The sequence below is a fragment of the Mesorhizobium sp. M0028 genome (assembly GCF_040323855.1).
Taxonomy (GTDB): domain Bacteria; phylum Pseudomonadota; class Alphaproteobacteria; order Rhizobiales; family Rhizobiaceae; genus Mesorhizobium.
On record NZ_JAMYVG010000024.1, the window covers coordinates 25,910 to 44,439 of the forward strand.

General features: G+C 63.3%; 14 protein-coding genes and 1 tRNA gene. 9 read left to right on the plus strand and 6 right to left on the minus strand.

Annotated features, from left to right (window positions below; genetic code table 11):
• Nucleotides 1–4 precede the first annotated feature (4 nt).
• Together NKJ93_RS28810 and NKJ93_RS28815 are read left to right on the plus strand one after the other, a co-directional pair.
• Complete coding sequence (locus tag NKJ93_RS28810) at nt 5–973, plus strand: ABC transporter permease subunit (protein WP_352547847.1); 969 nt, start codon at nt 5–7, stop codon at nt 971–973.
• Nucleotides 970–1,788: an ABC transporter permease gene (locus NKJ93_RS28815; RefSeq protein ID WP_352592549.1), complete on the plus strand. Its 819-nt coding sequence runs from the start codon at nt 970–972 to the stop codon at nt 1,786–1,788. The genes NKJ93_RS28810 and NKJ93_RS28815 overlap by 4 nt, the downstream gene beginning before the upstream one ends.
• A gap of 11 nt (nt 1,789–1,799) precedes the next feature.
• Here NKJ93_RS28815 and NKJ93_RS28820 read toward each other — a convergent pair whose 3' ends face one another.
• Entirely contained in the window at nt 1,800–3,650 is a 1,851-nt protein-coding gene (locus tag NKJ93_RS28820) for an AsmA family protein (RefSeq protein ID WP_352547846.1), read from the minus strand.
• A 182-nt stretch (nt 3,651–3,832) separates the two neighbouring features.
• Between NKJ93_RS28820 and NKJ93_RS28825 the strand changes: the two genes are divergently transcribed.
• Nucleotides 3,833–5,791: an acetoacetate--CoA ligase gene (locus NKJ93_RS28825; protein ID WP_352493839.1), complete on the plus strand. Its 1,959-nt coding sequence runs from the start codon at nt 3,833–3,835 to the stop codon at nt 5,789–5,791.
• Between the two features lie 274 nt (nt 5,792–6,065).
• Here NKJ93_RS28825 and NKJ93_RS28830 read toward each other — a convergent pair whose 3' ends face one another.
• On the minus strand, nt 6,066–9,869 hold the full coding sequence (locus tag NKJ93_RS28830; protein WP_352592552.1) for a PAS domain S-box protein: 3,804 nt from the start codon (nt 9,867–9,869) through the stop codon (nt 6,066–6,068).
• A 253-nt stretch (nt 9,870–10,122) separates the two neighbouring features.
• On the opposite strand from NKJ93_RS28830, the gene NKJ93_RS28835 reads away from it, so the two are divergent.
• Both NKJ93_RS28835 and NKJ93_RS28840 read left to right on the plus strand, forming a co-directional pair.
• Nucleotides 10,123–10,581 carry a phasin gene (locus NKJ93_RS28835; RefSeq protein ID WP_352482378.1) on the plus strand — a complete coding sequence of 153 codons (459 nt, stop codon included), beginning with the start codon at nt 10,123–10,125 and terminating at the stop codon, nt 10,579–10,581.
• 345 nt (nt 10,582–10,926) lie between these two features.
• Nucleotides 10,927–11,003 (plus strand) — tRNA-His (locus NKJ93_RS28840).
• Between the two features lie 44 nt (nt 11,004–11,047).
• Here the strand turns inward: NKJ93_RS28840 and NKJ93_RS28845 are convergent.
• Nucleotides 11,048–11,971: a LysR family transcriptional regulator gene (locus NKJ93_RS28845; RefSeq protein WP_352493842.1), complete on the minus strand. Its 924-nt coding sequence runs from the start codon at nt 11,969–11,971 to the stop codon at nt 11,048–11,050.
• 137 nt (nt 11,972–12,108) lie between these two features.
• On the opposite strand from NKJ93_RS28845, the gene NKJ93_RS28850 reads away from it, so the two are divergent.
• The 4 genes from NKJ93_RS28850 to NKJ93_RS28865 all read left to right on the plus strand — a co-directional run bounded on the left by NKJ93_RS28850 (nt 12,109) and on the right by NKJ93_RS28865 (nt 14,789).
• Nucleotides 12,109–12,861: an SDR family NAD(P)-dependent oxidoreductase gene (locus NKJ93_RS28850; RefSeq protein WP_352592555.1), complete on the plus strand. Its 753-nt coding sequence runs from the start codon at nt 12,109–12,111 to the stop codon at nt 12,859–12,861.
• Between the two features lie 90 nt (nt 12,862–12,951).
• Entirely contained in the window at nt 12,952–13,680 is a 729-nt protein-coding gene (locus NKJ93_RS28855; RefSeq protein ID WP_352592558.1) for an SDR family oxidoreductase, read from the plus strand.
• Complete coding sequence (locus NKJ93_RS28860; RefSeq protein WP_502895967.1) at nt 13,680–14,024, plus strand: Atu4866 domain-containing protein; 345 nt, start codon at nt 13,680–13,682, stop codon at nt 14,022–14,024. The genes NKJ93_RS28855 and NKJ93_RS28860 overlap by 1 nt, the downstream gene beginning before the upstream one ends.
• Nucleotides 14,025–14,534: 510 nt before the next feature.
• On the plus strand, nt 14,535–14,789 hold the full coding sequence (locus NKJ93_RS28865; protein ID WP_023719384.1) for a DUF768 domain-containing protein: 255 nt from the start codon (nt 14,535–14,537) through the stop codon (nt 14,787–14,789).
• 61 nt (nt 14,790–14,850) lie between these two features.
• Here NKJ93_RS28865 and NKJ93_RS28870 read toward each other — a convergent pair whose 3' ends face one another.
• The 3 genes from NKJ93_RS28870 to NKJ93_RS28880 all read right to left on the minus strand — a co-directional run bounded on the left by NKJ93_RS28870 (nt 14,851) and on the right by NKJ93_RS28880 (nt 18,527).
• Complete coding sequence (locus NKJ93_RS28870; RefSeq protein ID WP_023719383.1) at nt 14,851–15,978, minus strand: DmpA family aminopeptidase; 1,128 nt, start codon at nt 15,976–15,978, stop codon at nt 14,851–14,853.
• 7 nt (nt 15,979–15,985) lie between these two features.
• Entirely contained in the window at nt 15,986–17,551 is a 1,566-nt protein-coding gene (gene xseA / locus NKJ93_RS28875) for an exodeoxyribonuclease VII large subunit (RefSeq protein WP_352592561.1), read from the minus strand.
• Between the two features lie 73 nt (nt 17,552–17,624).
• Nucleotides 17,625–18,527 carry a LysR substrate-binding domain-containing protein gene (locus NKJ93_RS28880; protein ID WP_352592564.1) on the minus strand — a complete coding sequence of 301 codons (903 nt, stop codon included), beginning with the start codon at nt 18,525–18,527 and terminating at the stop codon, nt 17,625–17,627.
• Nucleotides 18,528–18,530: the final 3 nt, after the last annotated feature.

The window sequence follows — 18,530 nt, forward strand, 5'->3', positions numbered from 1 at the left end:
GATCATGTCCGCTGTCACTGCCGCAACAAGCTCCTCGGCAAGCGCTGCCGGCAAATCCGCCTTGGCCAGGCTGGGAGCGGCTTTGCTTAGCCGTCTCGTCATCATCATCCCCTACCTTTGGCTGCTGTTCTTCTTTCTCGTCCCCTTTATCATCGTCTTTAAGATTTCGCTGTCGCAGACCGCGATAGCCATGCCGCCCTACACGCCGGTGCTCGATTTCCGCGACGGCGTTTCCGGGGTTGTCGCGTGGTTTGGCGCGCTCAATTTTGACAACTACATCTGGCTGACGCAGGACGCGCTCTACTTCAACGCCTATGTGACGAGCGTCATCGTCGCCGCCATCTCGACGGTCCTGACGTTGGTGATCGGCTATCCCATCGCCTATGGCATGGCACGCGCTCCGGCGACGATCCGCCCGACCTTGCTGATGCTGGTGATCCTGCCGTTCTGGACCTCGTTCCTGATCCGTGTCTACGCCTGGATCGGCATTCTCAAGCCCGAGGGCCTGCTCAACGAGTTGCTGCTCGCCACTGGCATCATCAGCCATCGGCTGATCATCCTCAACACCTACACGGCGATCTTCATTGGCATCGTCTACTCCTATCTGCCGTTCATGGTCCTGCCGCTCTATTCGGCATTGGAGAAGATGGACAATTCGCTGATCGAGGCCGCCAAGGATCTCGGCTGCCCGCCGACCAGCGCCTTCTGGAAGATCACCTTCCCGCTGTCGCTGCCCGGCGTCATCGCCGGCTGCCTGCTGGTGTTCATTCCCGCCGTCGGCGAGTTCGTCATCCCCGATCTGCTCGGCGGCTCGCAGACACTGATGATCGGCAGGACGCTGTGGAGCGAATTCTTCGGCAACCGCGACTGGCCGGTGTCGTCTGCCGTTGCCGTCATCTTGCTGCTGCTGCTGATCGTGCCGATCATGCTCTTCCAGCGAGCCCAGGCGCGTGCCCAGGAGCAGGACCTATGAACGCTACCTGGAGCCGCTTCAACATCGTTTCGATCGTGCTCGGCTTTGCCTTTCTCTACCTGCCGATCGTCCTGCTCGTCGTGTTCTCTTTCAACGAGTCGAAGCTGGTCACCGTCTGGGGCGGCTTCTCGACGAAATGGTACGTGTCGCTGTTCCACAATCAGGGTCTGATGGACGCCACCTGGGTGACGGCGCGCGTCGGCGTCATCTCGGCCACCGTGGCGACCGTGCTCGGCACTCTGGCGGCGCTCACCCTGACGCGCTACACGCGCTTTCGCGGCCGGCTGCTGTTTTCCGGCATGGTGTTTGCGCCGCTGGTCATGCCGGAAGTCATCACCGGCCTGTCGCTATTGCTGCTCTTCGTCGCTGTCGGCTTCGACCGCGGCTTTCTCACGGTGACGCTTGCCCACACCACGCTGACCATGTGCTTCGTCGCTGTGGTGGTCCAATCGCGCCTGATCACGTTCGATCGTTCGCTGGAAGAAGCCGCGATGGATCTCGGTGCGCCGCCGGTAAGGACCTTCTTCCGGATCACGCTGCCGGTCATCATGCCGGCGATCGTCTCTGGCTGGATGCTGGCCTTCACGCTCTCGCTCGACGACCTGGTTATTGCCAGCTTCACCTCGGGGCCCGGCGCCACGACGCTGCCGATGAAGATCTACAGCCAGGTCCGCCTTGGCGTGACGCCGGAAATCAACGCGGCGTGCACCATTCTGATCGCGATCGTCGCAGTTGGCGTGATCATCGCTTCGCTCGCAAACAAACGCCGCGAGGTGCAGCGCCAGCGCGACGGGCAGGCGGCGCAGCGAGGTTGAGTTCCTGCTGCTTACTCGCCTGAAACACCGCGACTTATCGGCGAGATGAACGGCGTGCTCCAGGTGCCGCCGACGAAGAACGACGACTGCTTGGGCGCTTGGCCGTTCGTCTGCGTGGCAGCCGGGCTCGGCTGGACGATGCCGCCGGACAGCGCCAGCCCGCGTCCGGCATAGGATGCGATGCCGGAAAGCCAGATCTTGTATTGCGCGGAATTCACCTCGGCCTTGTCGATGCGCGCCACGCCGTTCGAAACGCTCGCCTTGAGCTCGGCCCCGTCGATCGGCAGCGTTCCGTCCGAGACGTCGTCAAGCGCAAAGAATCCACCCTGTTCGGTGTGCTTGAGGAACGCCGGCAGGTTAAGCCGGCTCAGCGCACCCGCGCCGAAGGTCGCGGACAGCGAGCCATTGGCGTTTTCGAAAATGGAGTCCCAGGTTCTGCCCGGCCCCTTGAGGATGACCGAAACGGTTCCGGTGCCGATCGGCACCAGCCGCGTCATCCCGGCCGCGGTGCCGAAAGCGCCGCCGTCGATGTCGGAAGCAAGCAGCCGGATCTCGACTTCCGTGCCGGCGGGCTTGCGGTCGAAACGGACGCTGCTTTGGACGTTGCCGCCAAAGGCGGATGCATCGGAGATGTCGAAGACGGCGAGGCCGTTCTTGACCTGGGCGGTGGCGGCGACGTCGGCAAGCTGGATTGCACCTGCCGTGGCATGCGCGGCGGACAGCCTGAGATCGAGATTGATCCGGTCGGCGAAGCTTGTGTCGATCTCGCCCGGGCCGGCGGCGCCGGCGGATGGTACGGGGGTAAAGGCGGAGAGAAACGATCTGAGGTCGAGCGTATCGAAGGCAAGTGTGCCGGAGATCACCGGCAGTGCCTCGCCGTAGGTGAAGTCCAGCGCGCCCATTCCGGGGTTGTTGTCGAGGGTCAGGGCCGTATTTTCGAATTTGATGCGCCCGGCCGTCGCCGTGATCTTGCTTGAAACCGAGATCGAGCCGATTGCCGCACCGGGCGCGATGCCGGCCTGCGACCATTCGAGCACGCGTCGCAGCGAAGGTGCGGCAAATTTTGCCTGGCCGTCGAAATAGCCGTTCTCCGACATGCTGGCCAGCCCGTCGAAGGAAAAGCTGGCCGGCGCCGCCTTGAAGGAAAGCGTGACCGGTGCTGCGCCGCCGCCAAACAGCACAAGCGGGTTCGGCGATGCGGCGTCGACGGAAACGCTTTCGCCGCGCCATATCCCGGTCGCCGACAGCGTCGCATTGCTGTTCATCGCGGCCCAATTCGCCTGGCCGCTCAGGCTGCTCAATATCTCCTGGTCCTTGCCGCCGATGGCGGCGACCACGCGGCCATCCCTGAACTCGACTGTGCCGAACGGATCTGCCGGCAGCTTGCCGAGATCCGGCTTGGCGGGATTTGTGTTGATCACCGCGCGGGCAGCATCGATCGAACGCGTAATGCGCCCGCCGCTCGGAATCGCAGGCAGGAAAAACCCGCTCGCGGTACGCTGAACCCTGATCGTCGGTCGCACCAGCCGCGCCGTCGAAAACACCACGTCGCCACGCAGCGCCGCCATGGCCGAGAGGTCGACCTCGACCCGTTCGGCCTCGATCACAGGCGGTGCATCCGTCTCTGTCCATTGCGACAGCGTCACGTCGCTCAGGATCGCCCGGAAATTCGGCCAGACCTCGATGCGCGGCGCGCCGTCGATGGTGACCCTGAAACCGCTCCAGGCGCTCATTTCCCACGCGATGCGGTCACGCACGATACGGGTCGAGGCGATCAACGGCAAGGCTGCAACGACCAGCGCGACGACGGTGACGGCTGCGCCGATCGCCCATATTCCGCGTCGGATCAAAGGTGATGGCATATCGCCCCGTATGCTTCCATTCCGACAAAATCGCCCGACGGGTGTAACCGACGGCTGACGCATTTCAAGTCTTTATGGCCCGGCGATGGCATTTGCGCACACCCTGACCGGCGCGGTCCAACAAAATCTTGCTCTGCTGCATCGCGATATGCATAAGCGATGCAGCCTGCGGAGGAACAATGATGGCCGACGACGCACCGCTCTGGATGCCGACGCAAGAGCAGATCGACGCAGCGCCGATGACCGCCTTCATGAACGCCGCGGCGAGCAGGGCCGGCAAGGCTTTCTCCTCCTATGCCGACCTGCATCGCTGGTCGATCGATGACCGCGAGACCTTCTGGAGCCTGGTCTGGGACTTTTGCGGCATCGTCGGCGACAAGGGCGAACGCGTGCTGGTCGATGGCGACAAGATGCCCGGCGCGACCTTCTTCCCTGACGCGAAGCTGAACTTCGCCGAGAATCTTCTGAAGAAAACCGGGCTTGGCGACGCAGTCGTCTTTCGCGGCGAGGACAAGGTCGAGCGGCGGCTGTCCTGGAACGAGCTGCATGCGCTGACCTCGCGCCTGCAACAGCTCTTCCTGTCGCTCAAGGTGAAGAAGGGCGACCGCATCGCCGCGATGATGCCGAACATGCCGGAGACCGTTGCGGCGATGCTGGCTGCCGCCTCGATCGGCGCCGTCTGGTCGTCCTGCTCCCCAGATTTCGGCGAGCAGGGTGTTCTCGACCGGTTCGGCCAGATCGAGCCTGTCGTCTTCATCGCGCCGGACGGCTACTGGTACAATGGCAAGGCGATCGAAGTCGCCGACAAGATCGCGGCTGTGGTGGCGAAGCTCGCCACCGTGCGCAAAGTCCTGATCGTCGATTATCTCGGCACGTCGACCGACGTCGCGGCAACCATCGGCAAGGCGGCTGCGCTGGAGGAGGCGCTGTCACCCTTTGCCGCCAGGCCTGTCAGTTACGAAAGGCTGCCGTTTTCGCATCCGCTCTACATCCTGTTTTCGTCAGGCACGACCGGCATCCCCAAATGCATCGTCCATTCAGCCGGCGGAACGCTGATCCAGCACGTCAAGGAAGAGCGGCTGCATGCCGGCCTGCTCGACGGCGATCGCTTCTTCTATTTCACCACCTGCGGCTGGATGATGTGGAACTGGCTGGTGTCGGGCCTGGCGTCGGGCGCCACCTTGCTGCTCTATGACGGCTCGCCTTTCTACCCGGACGGCAATGCGCTGTTCGACTTCGCCGATGCCGAGAAGATGACCTATTTCGGCACCTCGGCCAAATTCATCGATTCCGTGCGCAAGGCCGGCCTCAAGCCGATCCACACGCATGATCTTTCCAGTGTGCGCACCATCTCCTCGACCGGCTCGCCGCTGTCGCCGGAAGATTTCCGTTTCGTCTATGAAGGCATCAAGAAGGACGTGCATCTCGCCTCGATCTCCGGCGGCACCGATATCGTCTCCTGCTTCGTGCTCGGCGTGCCGATCGAACCGGTATGGCCCGGCGAGATCCAGGGACCCGGCCTCGGCCTTGCCGTCGACGTCTGGGACGATGATGGCCGTCCGCTTCGCAAGGAGAAGGGGGAGCTCGTCTGCACCAAGCCGTTTCCGGCAATGCCGATCGGCTTCTGGAACGACCCTGACGGCAAGAAATACGAGGCCGCCTATTTCGAGCGCTTCGACAATGTCTGGTGCCACGGCGATTTCGCCGAATGGACCGCCCATGGCGGGCTGATCATCCATGGCCGTTCCGACGCCACGCTCAATCCGGGCGGTGTTAGGATCGGCACGGCGGAGATCTACAATCAGGTCGAGCAGATGCCGGAAATCCTCGAAGCGCTATGCATCGGCCAGGATTTCGACAATGACGTGCGTGTCGTGCTGTTCGTACGGGTGGCGGCCGGCGTCGAACTCGATGCCGAGCTGGAAAAACGCATCCGCGCGAAAATCCGCACCGGGGCGAGCCCGCGCCACGTGCCGGCCAAGATCGTCGCCGTCGGCGATATACCGCGCACCAAATCGGGCAAGATTACCGAGCTCGCGGTCCGCGACATGGTGCATGGCCGCGCCATCAAGAACAAGGAAGCGCTCGCCAATCCCGAAGCGCTCGAGCTGTTCCGCAACCTGCCGCAGCTTGCCGACTGAGCATGGAGCCCGGGCTGGGAACCGGGGTCATGGTTAACGAAATGTCTCCGCGGAATTTACCTAGATTTCATGAGTGGTACACATTGGTAAATTTTCCGGCGTGCCGGTAAGGATTTGTTAAGGCCCGGCATCGATAGTCGTGCGTAACTTGAGGGAGAAATCCCGTTCCTCTTAGCCCCCAGAGGATCTGATTCGCTCAAGCCCCCGTTGTGACAGCAATTCTATCATTCAAGGCGTCCCATTGGACGCCTTTTTTCTTTGCGCAGCCATAGACCTAACCGGCCAGCACGCGGGTCGAGGGGAAGGCGACTTCGACCAGGGTTCCCTCGCCGGGCGTCGAGTTGATGGTGAACCGGGCACGGTTCGCTTCGACCATCGCCTTCGTCAGCGGCAGCCCGAGACCGGTGCCGTCGCCGCGGCCGCGCTTCAGCGCGTTGATCTGCTTGAACGGCTTCAGCGCCTGCTCGATCTCGGACTGGCTCATGCCGATGCCGGTATCGCGCACGCGCATGACGACGTCGCCGGAGAGCTCATAGGCCGTCGACACGATCACCTGGCCGCCGGCCTGCGTGTAGCGGACGGCGTTCGACAAGATGTTGAGCGCGATCTGCCGCACGCTGCGCAGATCGGCCACCACTTCCGGCAGTCGCGAGGCGAAGCTGGAGCGGATGATGACGCGTTCCCGGTTGGCTTGCGGCTGCATCATCGCCACGGTCTCGGCCAGCGTGTCGTTGAGCGACACCGCCTCATAAGCCATCTCCTGCTGACCGGCCTCGATTTTCGAAATGTCGAGCAGGTCGTTGACCAGATCGAGCACGTGGTTGCCCGAACGGTTGATGTCGCGCAGATAGTCGCGATAGCGGTCATTGGCCACCGGCCCGAATTTCTCGTCCACCATCAGCTCGGAAAAGCCGATGATGGCGTTGAGCGGCGTGCGGATCTCGTGGCTGATGCGGGCCAGGAAATCCGTCTTCTGCGACGAGGCGCGTTCGGCGACCGCGCGCGCCTGGGTCAGGTCCTCTTCGGCGCGCTTCCACTGGGTAATGTCGCGCACCACCGCGCAGAAGCCGCTGTCGTTGGGCAGTCTGCCGATGGTCATGAACAGTGGGATGAAGCGCCCCTGCGCCTCGCGTCCGATCACCTCGCGGCCATCGTTCATCACGCTTGCAACGCCGGGCTCCGACAGCCCCTCGAGATAGTCACGCGCCGCGCGCTGGCTTTCGATCGCAAACAGCGAGATGAACGGTTTGCCGGTCACCTCGTCGCTGTCGAAGCCGAACAGCGCTTCCGCCGGACGGCTAATTGAACGGATCGTTCCGTTACGGCCGATCAGCACGACGCCGTCGGTGGCGGTGTCGATGATGGTGCGCATTTCGGCAATGCGTGCCTTGAGCTCGGAAACATCCGGCTGCGTTTGGTCGTCGGCGGCGCCATGTGGAATGGCTACTGCTTCGTCGCCGGAACGGCGTACGACCAGCATCAGCGCCTTGCCGTTTCCCCAGGGGACGGAGCGTAAAATCGCGTCGATCGGAAACTCCTGACCGTCGCGCGTCTTCAGCCGTAGAGCGCGGTCGCTGCCGTCGGAACTGCCGTCGTCGGCATAAGGGTCGGCAAACAGCGCGCCGAGCCCGCCGGCCTCGTCCAAGGCATTGAGCGTCGCATAGCCGGTCAGGCCGAGGAATTCCTCGTTCGCGTAGTGCAGCTGGTCGCCGGAATGGATAAGCACCGGCACTGGCAGCTTGCCGAGGATCGAGGTGTCCGGACCCTTGTTGCCCTCTCCGGCAAACGCCGACGGCACGAAGCCGTTTAGTTTGAGCGGTGGTGCCTGCGGCCGCCCGATGGGCGGCGCCGAGCCGGCATTGCCGGCTGCGGCTTCGCTGTCATCGGACCAATCTTCGCTGTCCTCGGCGTCGCGGAAATCCTCCGCTGTCATGCTGTCGTCGTCTTCGCCATCCCGCGGCGCTTCGGCGCCGATCGTTCGACGGTTCGTGCTGGGCTCGATGCCTTCCTGGGCTTCGTCGCTGGGTTCGCGGTCGGCATAGTCGAGCAGCGACCCGGAGGCAGGGCGTGCGACGGGTTCGCCGGCTTGCGTCTCTTCTGCCGTCTCGTCGCGCTGCTCGCCGTCGAGCCGGGCGAGGTCCTTCTGGTCCTCGGCATCGGCCTCGGGCGGTTCGGCCGCCTCGCTTTCCGGACCTGGCGCCGGCATTTCACCCTTGTCCGTCGGACCGGCTTTTTTCAGCTTTGGCTCGCCGGTCTTGCCGGCTGCGTCGACTTTGGTCGCGGTCTCCGCAGCCGGCTTCGGCTTTCCGACGCTGGGCTGTTCGTCTACCGGCTTTTCGGCCGGGGTGCTGTCCTTCTTGAGACGCTCGCCAATCTCGCGAAACGCGCTGCGTTCCAGCGTCGACAGGCCCTTGTCGTTGGCCGGCTGCCGGTGCTCGGCCAGCCGGATCACCTTGTCGGCAAAGCGCCGCTCGGGCTTTGGCACGATGGTCAGTGCCGGCACTTCGCCTCGGAACGGATCGGCGGCTTTCGGTGTCTCGGGGATAGGTTCAACGGCTTCCGGCCTGACGCTCGCGGCAGGTTCCTCCTCGGCGGCAAGGGCCATGCCGGCCGCGTCCGGATCGACCACCGCATCGCCGCCGCGGGCGACGCCGAAACCGCGAAAACCTTCGAAAACGCGGCTGCGGCTGTAGACCGGGAGTGCCGCCAGATCGACGGGTATCTTCAGATCGGTGCCGGCGACCGGCCACAGCACGGAGCGGCCGGACCAGGTGTCGCGCCGTTCGAGCAGGCCGGCGATCTCGCCTGAAGCATCGAGGCCGTAGGCGGCCGAAACGTCGCCGAAGCGGCGGCCGATCACGTCGGCGGCGGGCTTGCCGACGAGTTCGGCAAATTCCGGCGACAGGGCACTGAACCGGCCCTCTGCGTCGGTACGCCAGACGAAACGCATGGGCGCGGCCGTACGATCGATCACGCGGCCGCGGCCCTGGGGCGGGGAAGCGGCTTTGATCGCTTGTGTGGCGCTTTCCTGCGGGGCGTCCAGACCGGCCGGCGAAGCGGCGGGGCTGGCTGGTGTCTCGACTTCGCCGGGCACACCTGCCCCGGGCGGGACCTGCGTGTCGTCGCCCGCATTGAAGTACCAATGGTCATGCTGCGTCGGCGTTTCGCCAGCCGTGTGCTGATTGTCGGCCCCCGAAACCTGCTTGGCTGTGTCGGCAGGCTCGTGCTCCGCCGATGCGGAGCTGCCTTCGATCGCCGCAAGGTCGATCTCCGCCGCGCCGGTGGTGGTGATTGGCGGCTCGGCGATTGGCTGCTCGTTGTCCTGGTCCGTTGGTTGGGGAAGACCGCTCGGCGCCGCTGCTGCCTCGCTGCCGGGTCCCGCGACGGCGCGCTCGCCAACAGGGGCCCCGCCGTCAAGCCGGTCCTCGTCGATCACCACCAGCAGGTGCCGCTCGTCTGTCAGACGGGCAAGGCCTGCCGGATAGGAGCTGGATCCGCCCGGAACCAGGCGCTTGACGATGCGGTCGCTGTCGTTCGCCACGTCGGCGACAAGCGCGGCCAGCGTCTCAGGCCGGATGCCGAGCGACGAAAAGCCGTCCGACGCGGCGTCGATATTGCCCTTGGCATCGACAAAGGCGATGTAGTGGCCGTCTTCGGTAAAGCCGCTGATGGCGCGATCGGCGATCTCGGCCGCGCTGCGCGAGCCGGTCTGCGCCGCCGGCAACGCCAGCATGATTGCTTCCTCGCCATCGGGCATGGTCACCGCGCTGGCCAGGAAACCAACCGCGCGGCTGGTCAGCCCGGTAGCCAGGCGGACCGTGATGGCACGGTCGCGGCCGATCCGCGGAAAACCGCTGGTTGCCATGATCTGGCGCCTGGCGATCAGCGGCAATCCTGCCGAAGCGCCGATGATGGCTCCGATGTCCGGATAGCCGAATACCGCTGCGCCGGGGCCGTTGGCCCATATCACCTGCTCGAGATCTGCCGACAGAATGGCGATCGCGTCGCCGGCGGCGAACCGCAGGCGGACCGCGTCGAGCACGGCAACATCGAGGAAGGAGTAGTTTTCAGCCGGCATGCGCTTGGCGACCCTCACAGAGCGGGCAATTTGCGGTTAACGCTTTGTTAATAAAAGCCGACGGCGCGAAGGTCCACAAGTCATAGCGTGCAACCAGCGGAATCTCTAGGCGCGTGGTTAACGTCGCGAAACAAATAATCAATGGTGCGATGCAACAAACATGTTGCAATGCACAAAATTTGCCTTTATATTGCCACGATAGATGAACGAGACGGCTTTCTGTCAAAGCCGCTGCCGCTGAAAAGGATGGAAAATGTCCAGGACCAAGACCGCCGACACGATCGAAAACGTTGAATTCCCAAGCTTCGACGCTTCCAAGGCCACCGATCAGATCCGCGCCTTCGCCGAAAAGGGCGTCGAGCAGTCGAAAGAGGCCTATGCCAAGCTGAAGACCGGCGCCGAGGAGACCCAGAAGGCTCTGGAGTCGACCTACGAGACCGCCAAGACCGTTTCCAGCGACCTGTCGCTCAAGACCATCGCCGCCCTGCGCGCCAATGCCGAGGCCGGCTTCTCGCATTTCGAAGCCCTGATTGGCGCCAAGTCGCTGTCGGAAGTCGTCGAGCTGCAGACTGCGTTCCTGCGCAAGCGCGTCGAAATGACCGTTGAGCAGGCCAAGGACTTCCAGGCGGTTGCTGCCAAGGCGGCCGAGGACGTATCTAAGCCGATCAAGACCGCCTTCGAGAAGGCCGTGAAAGAAATTAAGATCGCCTAATATTTGCACACAGTTTGACGATGCATCAAAAGGTCGCATTTCGTCAGACAAATAGATGTGCGATATAGTGGTTTAAGCGAATACCCGGCGGGTGGAACCTCCTCCCTCTGCTCACCGGGATAACCAGCCAGCACCTCCTCCCGCTGGCTCGTAACAGGAAAAGGCCGGCACCTCCTCCCGCCGGCCTTTTCTTTGTCCGGCGAAAAATGACGCTATGCCGGAGCGATCTTTTGCTTTGCCAAAAGCCTTGAATTAAACTCCGATAGCCCGTATGGACGCATCGCCGAACGACAGAGCGGGTCCCGGAGAATGAACGTTCCGTCTGGATATCGCTCGGGCAAGCGTGCCGTTGTAGCTCAGATGGTTAGAGCGCCGGATTGTGGATCCGGAGGTCGCTGGTTCGATCCCAGCCAACGGTACCATTCAGCTTTCAGCCAGGTTTCTGACCAATAGCGCCAAGCGATCTCTACGACCCTGGCGCGGTCACCTGCGATCCCGCCTGACGCGCACCGCGCAGGTGATCCACAAGGGCTCTCAGCTTCGGCGCGATATTCCGTCGGCTGGGAAAAAAAAGATAGAAGCCCGCAAACGGCGGAAAATAGTCGTCGAGGATTCGCACAAGCTCGCCGCGGTCGATCCAGGGGCGGAATGTGTCCGCCATGCCGAACGTGATTCCGGCGCCTGCAACGGCCAGCCGGATCATCAGCCACATGTCGTTAGTGGTGATCTCGGGCGCAACCGCCACGTCGAACTCGCGCCCGTCCTCGCCAAACTCCCACCGATAGGGCGAAACTCCCGGCGCCGGCCGCCAGCCGATACAACGATGAGCCACAAGCTCGCGCGGATGGGCGGGTGCTCCGAACTTTTCGAGATAGCGCGGGGCGCAGACGGCCATCTGTCGCTGATCGCCCGATACCGGCACGGCAATCATGTCCTGCTCGATCACTTCGCCGAGCCTCACGCCCGCATCATAACCTTCGGCAACGATGTCGAATTCCTCGTCGGTGACCACGATATCCAGATGCACCTCGGGAAATCTTTCTGCAAAGGACGCCAGCAACGGCCCTGACAGAAACGTCTCCGCGATCGACGAAACCGCGATCCGCAGCCGGCCGCGTGGGCGGTCCAGAAACTCCGTGGTGGCTTCGATTGCCGCGTTCACGTCGGCGATCGCCGGTGCGACGCTCGCCAGCAGGCGCTCGCCCGCCTCGGTCAGATTTACGCTGCGTGTCGTGCGCTGCAGCAATGCGATGCCAAGGCGCTGTTCAAGCCTGAGGACGCTCTGGCTGACCGCCGAGCGCGTCACGCCCAGCCGGTCTGCCGCAGCGCGGAAATTGCGTTCCTCGGCCACTGTGACGAAGACGGCAATTGCATTGAGATCGATGTCCATTGGTTAGCTAAACTTACCATCGAGGTTACCAGCGGGCGGGTTATCGCGACAATGCCATGGCTCTATCTCTGTCGCAATGGCAAGAAAGGCTTGATCCTCCCGATCAAGCCGATGCCGGATGACCAAGGAGATAACCCATGACATCACTGCCTTCCTCCTGGAACCTGGATGGAAAAGTCGCCCTCGTGACGGGCGCGGCACGCGGCATCGGCCGCTGCACGGCGGAGCTGCTGCGTGCCAGGGGTGCCCGGATCGTGGCAAGCGATCTCAGCGACACTGTACGTGAATTGGAAGCCGAGGATGTGGCAACCCTGGTCGGTGATGTCGCTGACGAGGCTCTGGCCAGACGCTCGGTCGAACTCGCGGCGAAGCGCTTCGGACGACTGGACATCGTCGTGAACAATGCCGGTCGCACGCTCAACAAACGTCTGACGGAGACCTCGGTCGACGACTATGACCGCATCCTGCAGATCAATGCGCGCGGCAGTTTTGTCACCGCCCGGGCTGCGGTGGAGTTGATGGCCGCCGGCGGTGGTGGCGCGATCGTCAATGTCTCGTCGATCTCGGCCGTCGCGGCCTTCGAGACGCAGGCGGCCTATGCATCCTCCAAGGCGGCAGTCGCACAGCTGACCAAGGTGATAGCGATCGAATACGGGCGCATGGGCATTCGCTGCAACGCCGTTGCCCCTGGCGTGATCGAAACCGACATCATGGAAGGCGTGGTGGAGAATGGCCGGGAGATGCTGCGCAGCTTCGGCGATGCGCATCCGATCGGCCGGATCGGCCAGCCGCAGGAAGTTGCCGAGGCCATCGCCTTTCTTGCCTCGCCGGCGTCCAGCTTCATCACCGGGTCCCTGCTTCTGGTCGATGGCGGCTACACCGCCCAGTGACCCCAAATAAGGCTGGCGCACTGCGGGAGCTCACCCGCACGCCATCCTTCACATCGTGAAAATAACCGCTGAACCAAAAGGATTATCTCGATGACCATGAACAAAGTTGTTCTGATCACCGGTGCCTCCAGCGGCATCGGTGCTGGCATCGCCCGCGAACTTGGCGCGGCAGGTGCAAAGCTGATGCTTGGCGCACGGCGCACCGACCGCCTTGAAGTCCTCGCAGCCGAAATCGAGGCAGCTGGTGGAATCGTTCGCGTACGAGCGCTCGACGTCACCAAAAGGGCGGATGTCGCAGCATTCGCCGATGCTGCGCGGGCCGAATGGGGCCAGGTCGACGTCATCGTCAACAATGCGGGCGTCATGCCGCTCTCGGCCATGGCAGCCATGAAGGTCGACGAGTGGGAGCTGATGGTGGACGTCAACATCAAAGGTGTTCTGTACGGCATCGCGGCGGTCCTGCCGGAGATGACGGCACGCGGCTCCGGGCATATCATCAATATCGGTTCCATCGGCGCACTGGCCGTCTCGCCCACGGCTGCCGTTTATTGCGCAACGAAATACGCTGTCCGCGGGATTTCCGATGGGCTCCGCCAGGAGAGTGACGATATCCGCGTAACCTGCATTCATCCTGGCGTGGTGGAAAGCGAGCTGGCCAACACGATCTCCGACGAAGCCGCTGCCGCCGCCATGAAAACCTGGCGTGCTATTGCCCTGCAACCCGATGCCATCGCCAGGGCAGTGCGCTACGCAATCGAACAGCCCGACGATGTCGACGTCAACGAGATCGTCGTGCGTCCGACGAAGGCGGCGCATTGATGCGATCCACTTTGGCCGCAATGCTTACGGGTATTGCCGTTGCTGTAGCCCCAACCGGCCTGACCCTTCCTTCAACTCCAATCCTTGCGGAGGAATCAATGACGCGCCAAGATCACCCCTATGTCGGAATGTGGGTCACCGAGGATCGCCATATCAGGCACGAACTCCTGCCGAACGGCCGTTATGACGAAGCGCGCGGTGACCGCGAGAGCGCCTATCGGGGACGCTATGAAGTGCAGGGAAACCACATAGAATACTGGGACGATACGGGCTTCACCGCGGACGGAGAGTTCGTCGAAGGCGTTCTCTATCATGCCGGCATGATCCTTTATCGCCAGCGGTAGAGAGCCACCCTGAGACAAGCAATTCAGGGTTCCACAAGACGCTATTGCATGCCTTGCATGAGGCGCTCGGCAGTTTGCACCACAAGGCCCGCCACACCACATATCTCCCGGCAAGCGCGGCGGATAGAAGCAGGATCGCGGGCAGAGTCGACATTGCAAATGGTTGTCACTATATAGCGGCGGCTTTGACGGCTCGCCTTTTACGTGGTGCCGGCGAGTGCGCGGTAAATGTGCTAGCTATTGTGTTATCTATTGTGATCTAAAACGGCTTGAAAACCGAAAAAAAGCAAATAGAAACAATAGCGCGGGTCAAACGAGTTTCGTCGAGAGAATCAGTCCTCAAGAACCAGAACGTGCTCCTTGAACCCACCATTCCCTTCATCTCTGTGGACCTCGGACAAGTTCGGCTTGCCGGGCGAAGCCGACTCGGCTCGAATGGCAGCACGCATCTTTTCGAAGATGCCGACGTTTATGATTACCAATCGGCATAGCCGCTAGGGAAACAGCAGTATGAGTGAACACGCGATCGAGTTCTTGCGCGGGTGGATTGGCGAAAAAGTCCATTGCCAGCCCTCGCCAGCCAGAATCGAGAAGCAGGCCGAGACCCTCGCCAGGGAATGTGCGGCCAAAGCTGCCGAAGCCGGCATACCCCTGGAGGATATCCAGGAAGAGGTCGGCGACATTCAGGAGCTCATTGCTTCGAGGCTCGAAGAGGCGGCCGAGGCCGATCAGGACGAGCAGAATTCCAACAAGCCTGCCGGCTGACGGATCGCCCCCGGCAAAACCTGCCGGGCGATTATTGCCTGTCTGATGCAGTTGCGCGGTCTTATCGCCGCGCAGCCTTGCCAAATCTCTCCTCGAGCCATGCTTTCGGCAACGCCGGTACGAAATTGCCGTCGCGCCCGGTCATGTCATCATTGGCGACCAGCGCGTTGAGGATGGCTTCCTCCACGCTCTGAACGACGGCGTCGAAGAACGGGTTGATGTCGGCATCCGGTATGTAGCCGGCGCTGACCAGCTTGCCGGCGGCGCCGCGCGCCGCATCGGCATTGGCCGTGCTGACGGCGAGAAAAATATCGCCGGATGAATTGTATCCATAGCCGCCGGTCAGCGCGACGCCGAGCGGCACGCGTTTCGCCAGTCTTTTCAACTGATGCGGCATGAATGGCGCATCGGTGGCGACGATCGCGATGATCGAGCTCTTTTCCGCTCGCGGCGTGTTGTCCCGGATCGCCGGTTCGGCGAGTTCCGCTCCGGCCCTGACGCCACGCACGACAAGGTTCCGCCGCGCACCGAAATTCGACTGGACGAAGCAGCCGATCGTGAAACGCTCTCCGTTCCAGTCGACGCTGCGCGAGGATGTGCCCGATCCCGCCTTGAAGCCAAAGGTGATCATGCCGGTGCCGCCGCCGACGCTGCCCTCTTCGATCGGCCCGCTTTCAGCCGTCTCGAGCGCCGAAAATACATGCTCGAAGCTCACATGGTGGCCGTTGATGTCGTTTAGAAAGCCGTCATAAGTCTCGCCCGCTACCGGCAGTGCCCAGGCGCTGTCGAGCGATTGCGGCAGCACCTTCTGCATCCAGCGCAGCGTTGCGTCGCGGCTGACGCCGCAAGAATGCGTGTTGGTGATGGTGATGGGAAGATTGAACGCTCCGAGTTCCTCTATCAGATGCGAGCCGGTCAGTTCGCCATTGCCATTGGCGCTGAACACGCCGGCGAACGCCGGTACGGCCAGTTCGCCCCTGGGCCGTGGCAGGATCGCGGTCACGCCGGTGCGTACTGGACCCTTGCCGACAACGAGCGGCCCGTCCCCTGAGATCAGCGTGGTATAGCCGACCGTCACGCCAGGCACATCGGTGATGGCGTTGAAGCGGCCCGGCGTGCCATCGAATGGGATCGCAAAGGCGCGGGCGCGCGGTTTGCCCGAGGGCGTCGCAAGATGAGGGTCGGTCATTTCTTCCTCAGAAAAGCGAACCTTGGCCGCCCGGCGCCTTGAGCTTGGCCGCGGGCTTGGCAACCGTCTTCGGCCGCGCCGTGCCACTGATGGCGACTGCATCCGCGGTGCCGTCGGCGAACTCCAGCGAAAGCGCCATTCCCGACACCACGTCCGCCGCATGCTTGACCACCGCGCCGTCCACATCCTTGACCAGTGCGAAGCCCCGCGCCAGCACGGCCTTGTGCGAGAGCGTCGCCAGCAACCGATCGGCCTGCGTCAGTTTTCCACGCAGACGGTCCAGTCGTCTCGAAATCGCGTGGTCCTGCCGTCGCGTCAGGGCCAGCAGGGCATCGCCTTGCAGTTTCTGCCGCCTCGCGATCGGCGCCGGTGACAGTCTGGCCGCCGTGCGCGAAAACCGCGCCCGACGCTCGCGCACGATGGCAAGGAACGCCGCTTGCGCACGGGCGAGGTCGCGGCGGGTCAGCGTGCGGGCTTCGTTCATGCGCCGCGACAAGGTGGCCGGCGTCAGCCGCTGCCCCAGAAGTCTGGCCCGCTTGCGCTCGACGCTGACCGACAGCGCCCGGCCAAGCCGGCTCGTCGCCTCGTCGAAGCGCCGCCGCGGCAGCGCCAGCAACTGGTCGGGCGAGGGCAGCGCACGGGCGGCCGCGCGCGCCGCTTGCCGCTTGCGTTCGAAATTGCGCGACACCGCGGTCTTCAACCGTGCGCTGAGACCGGCAAGCGTCGCTTCGAGGTCGACCTTGACCGGCACGGCGATTTCGGCGGCGCCCGTCGGCGTCGGCGCCCGCACATCCGCCGCCAGATCGACCAGCGTCCAGTCGGTCTCGTGGCCGACGGCGGAAATCAACGGAATGCCCGAAGCGGCGACGGCCCGGGCGAGCGCTTCGTCGTTGAAGCCCCACAGATCCTCCAGGCTGCCGCCGCCGCGTGCCACGATCAACAGGTCGGGCCGCGGGATGGCGCCGTCCGATGGCAGTGCGTTGAAGCCGTTGACGGCAGCGGTCACTTCCGCTCCCGCCGTTTCGCCCTGCACCCGAACCGGCCAGACGAGCACATGCAGCGGAAAGCGGTCCTTGATGCGGTGGATGATGTCGCGGATGACGGCGCCTGTCGGCGAGGTGACGACGCCGATGACGCCCGGCATGAAGGGCAGCCGGCGCTTGCGGCCGGCGTCGAACAGGCCTTCGGCCTGCAGCCGGCGCTTGCGCTCTTCAAGCAGCGCCATCAGCGCACCGGCACCGGCCGGCTCGAGATTATCGATGACGATCTGGTAGTTGGACTTTCCGGGATAGGTGGTCAGCCTGCCGGTGGCGATCACCTCCATGCCTTCCTCTGGACGGAATTTCAGCCGGCTCATCGTGGTCTTCCACACCACGGCGTCGAGCCGCGCGCGATCGTCCTTCAGGCAGAAATAGGCATGGCCGGAGGAATGCGGCCCGCGATAGCCGGAAATCTCGCCGCGCACCCGTACATTGCCGAAGACGTCCTCGACCGTGCGCTTCAGCGCGCCGGAAATCTCGCTCACCGTATATTCGGTGGCGTTGGTGCGTGATTCGGATGCTGCGTCGCTCATCGGCCGATTGGGGGACGGTTGTTGGCCGCCGTCAAGGCGCCTGTATCCGGCCGGGTGTCATAACGCGATCCCATCATCTCGCTACGGCCAAAAATTCGGCAGCCAGATAATCGCTGAACGCTCGAACCGCCGGCAACAGGCTGCGCCCCGAAGGCGACAGCAAAGTGATCCCAGCTTCTCCCGCCGTCCATTGCGGCAGGATGCGTTGCAATGTGCCATTGCCTGTTTCGGCCTGGCAGAAATAGGCCGGCAGCGCCACGATCCCCAAGCCCGCAATGGCAGCCTGTTTCAGTGTTCCCAGATCGTCGCTGCGCAAGCGCGCCGTGAGCGGCATCAGGACAGTCTCGCCGCCGATATTGCGCAGATTCCAGACCGCCCCGCCGGTCGGCCCGTTCAGTGCGAGGCCGCCATGGTCGGCAAGGTCCTGTGGGCTTGTCGGTGTGCCTGCGCCGGCAAGATAGATGGGTGCGGCGAAAAGATGCCAGGGCGTCGGCGCGAACCGACGCTGGATCAGGCTGGAATCGGGCAGCGGCTCGACATGGCCGCGAAGCGCAAGGTCAAACCCCTCGTCGACAAGATCCACATACCTGTTGGTCGCGTGCTGGATGATGTTTACCTTGGGAAACTTCAAAAGGAACCGGGGTAGCAATTCCGCCAGGAACGACTGCGCCATGCCGATCGAGCAGGTGAAGCGGACCGTACCGCTGGGCTCGGCCAGTCGTCGCGCCGCGGCGCCTTCGGCCGATTCCGCCTCGACCAGCATTCCCACAGCAAACTGATAGACCTCCTGGCCGATATCAGTGACGGCGAAGCTGCGGGAGGTTCGCTGGATAAGACAGACGCCCAGCTGCTTCTCGAGCTCGATGATGCGCCGGCTGATGTTGGACTTTGATCGTCCAAGCGCGTGGCTTGCGGCAGTGAAGCTCTGTTTCTCGACCACCTTCGCAAAATAATAAAGATCGTTCAGATCCAGCACAGT

Coding starts and splice junctions, on each gene's coding strand:
- NKJ93_RS28825 (WP_352493839.1), top strand. CDS start 3,833: ATGGCCGACGACGCACCGCTCTGGATGCCGACGCAAGAGCAGATCGAC.
- NKJ93_RS28845 (WP_352493842.1), bottom strand. CDS start 11,971: ATGGACATCGATCTCAATGCAATTGCCGTCTTCGTCACAGTGGCCGAG.
- NKJ93_RS28835 (WP_352482378.1), top strand. CDS start 10,123: ATGTCCAGGACCAAGACCGCCGACACGATCGAAAACGTTGAATTCCCA.
- NKJ93_RS28855 (WP_352592558.1), top strand. CDS start 12,952: ATGACCATGAACAAAGTTGTTCTGATCACCGGTGCCTCCAGCGGCATC.
- NKJ93_RS28860 (WP_502895967.1), top strand. CDS start 13,680: ATGCGATCCACTTTGGCCGCAATGCTTACGGGTATTGCCGTTGCTGTA.
- xseA (WP_352592561.1), bottom strand. CDS start 17,551: ATGAGCGACGCAGCATCCGAATCACGCACCAACGCCACCGAATATACG.
- NKJ93_RS28850 (WP_352592555.1), top strand. CDS start 12,109: ATGACATCACTGCCTTCCTCCTGGAACCTGGATGGAAAAGTCGCCCTC.
- NKJ93_RS28865 (WP_023719384.1), top strand. CDS start 14,535: ATGAGTGAACACGCGATCGAGTTCTTGCGCGGGTGGATTGGCGAAAAA.
- NKJ93_RS28820 (WP_352547846.1), bottom strand. CDS start 3,650: ATGCCATCACCTTTGATCCGACGCGGAATATGGGCGATCGGCGCAGCC.
- NKJ93_RS28830 (WP_352592552.1), bottom strand. CDS start 9,869: ATGCCGGCTGAAAACTACTCCTTCCTCGATGTTGCCGTGCTCGACGCG.
- NKJ93_RS28810 (WP_352547847.1), top strand. CDS start 5: ATGTCCGCTGTCACTGCCGCAACAAGCTCCTCGGCAAGCGCTGCCGGC.
- NKJ93_RS28870 (WP_023719383.1), bottom strand. CDS start 15,978: ATGACCGACCCTCATCTTGCGACGCCCTCGGGCAAACCGCGCGCCCGC.
- NKJ93_RS28815 (WP_352592549.1), top strand. CDS start 970: ATGAACGCTACCTGGAGCCGCTTCAACATCGTTTCGATCGTGCTCGGC.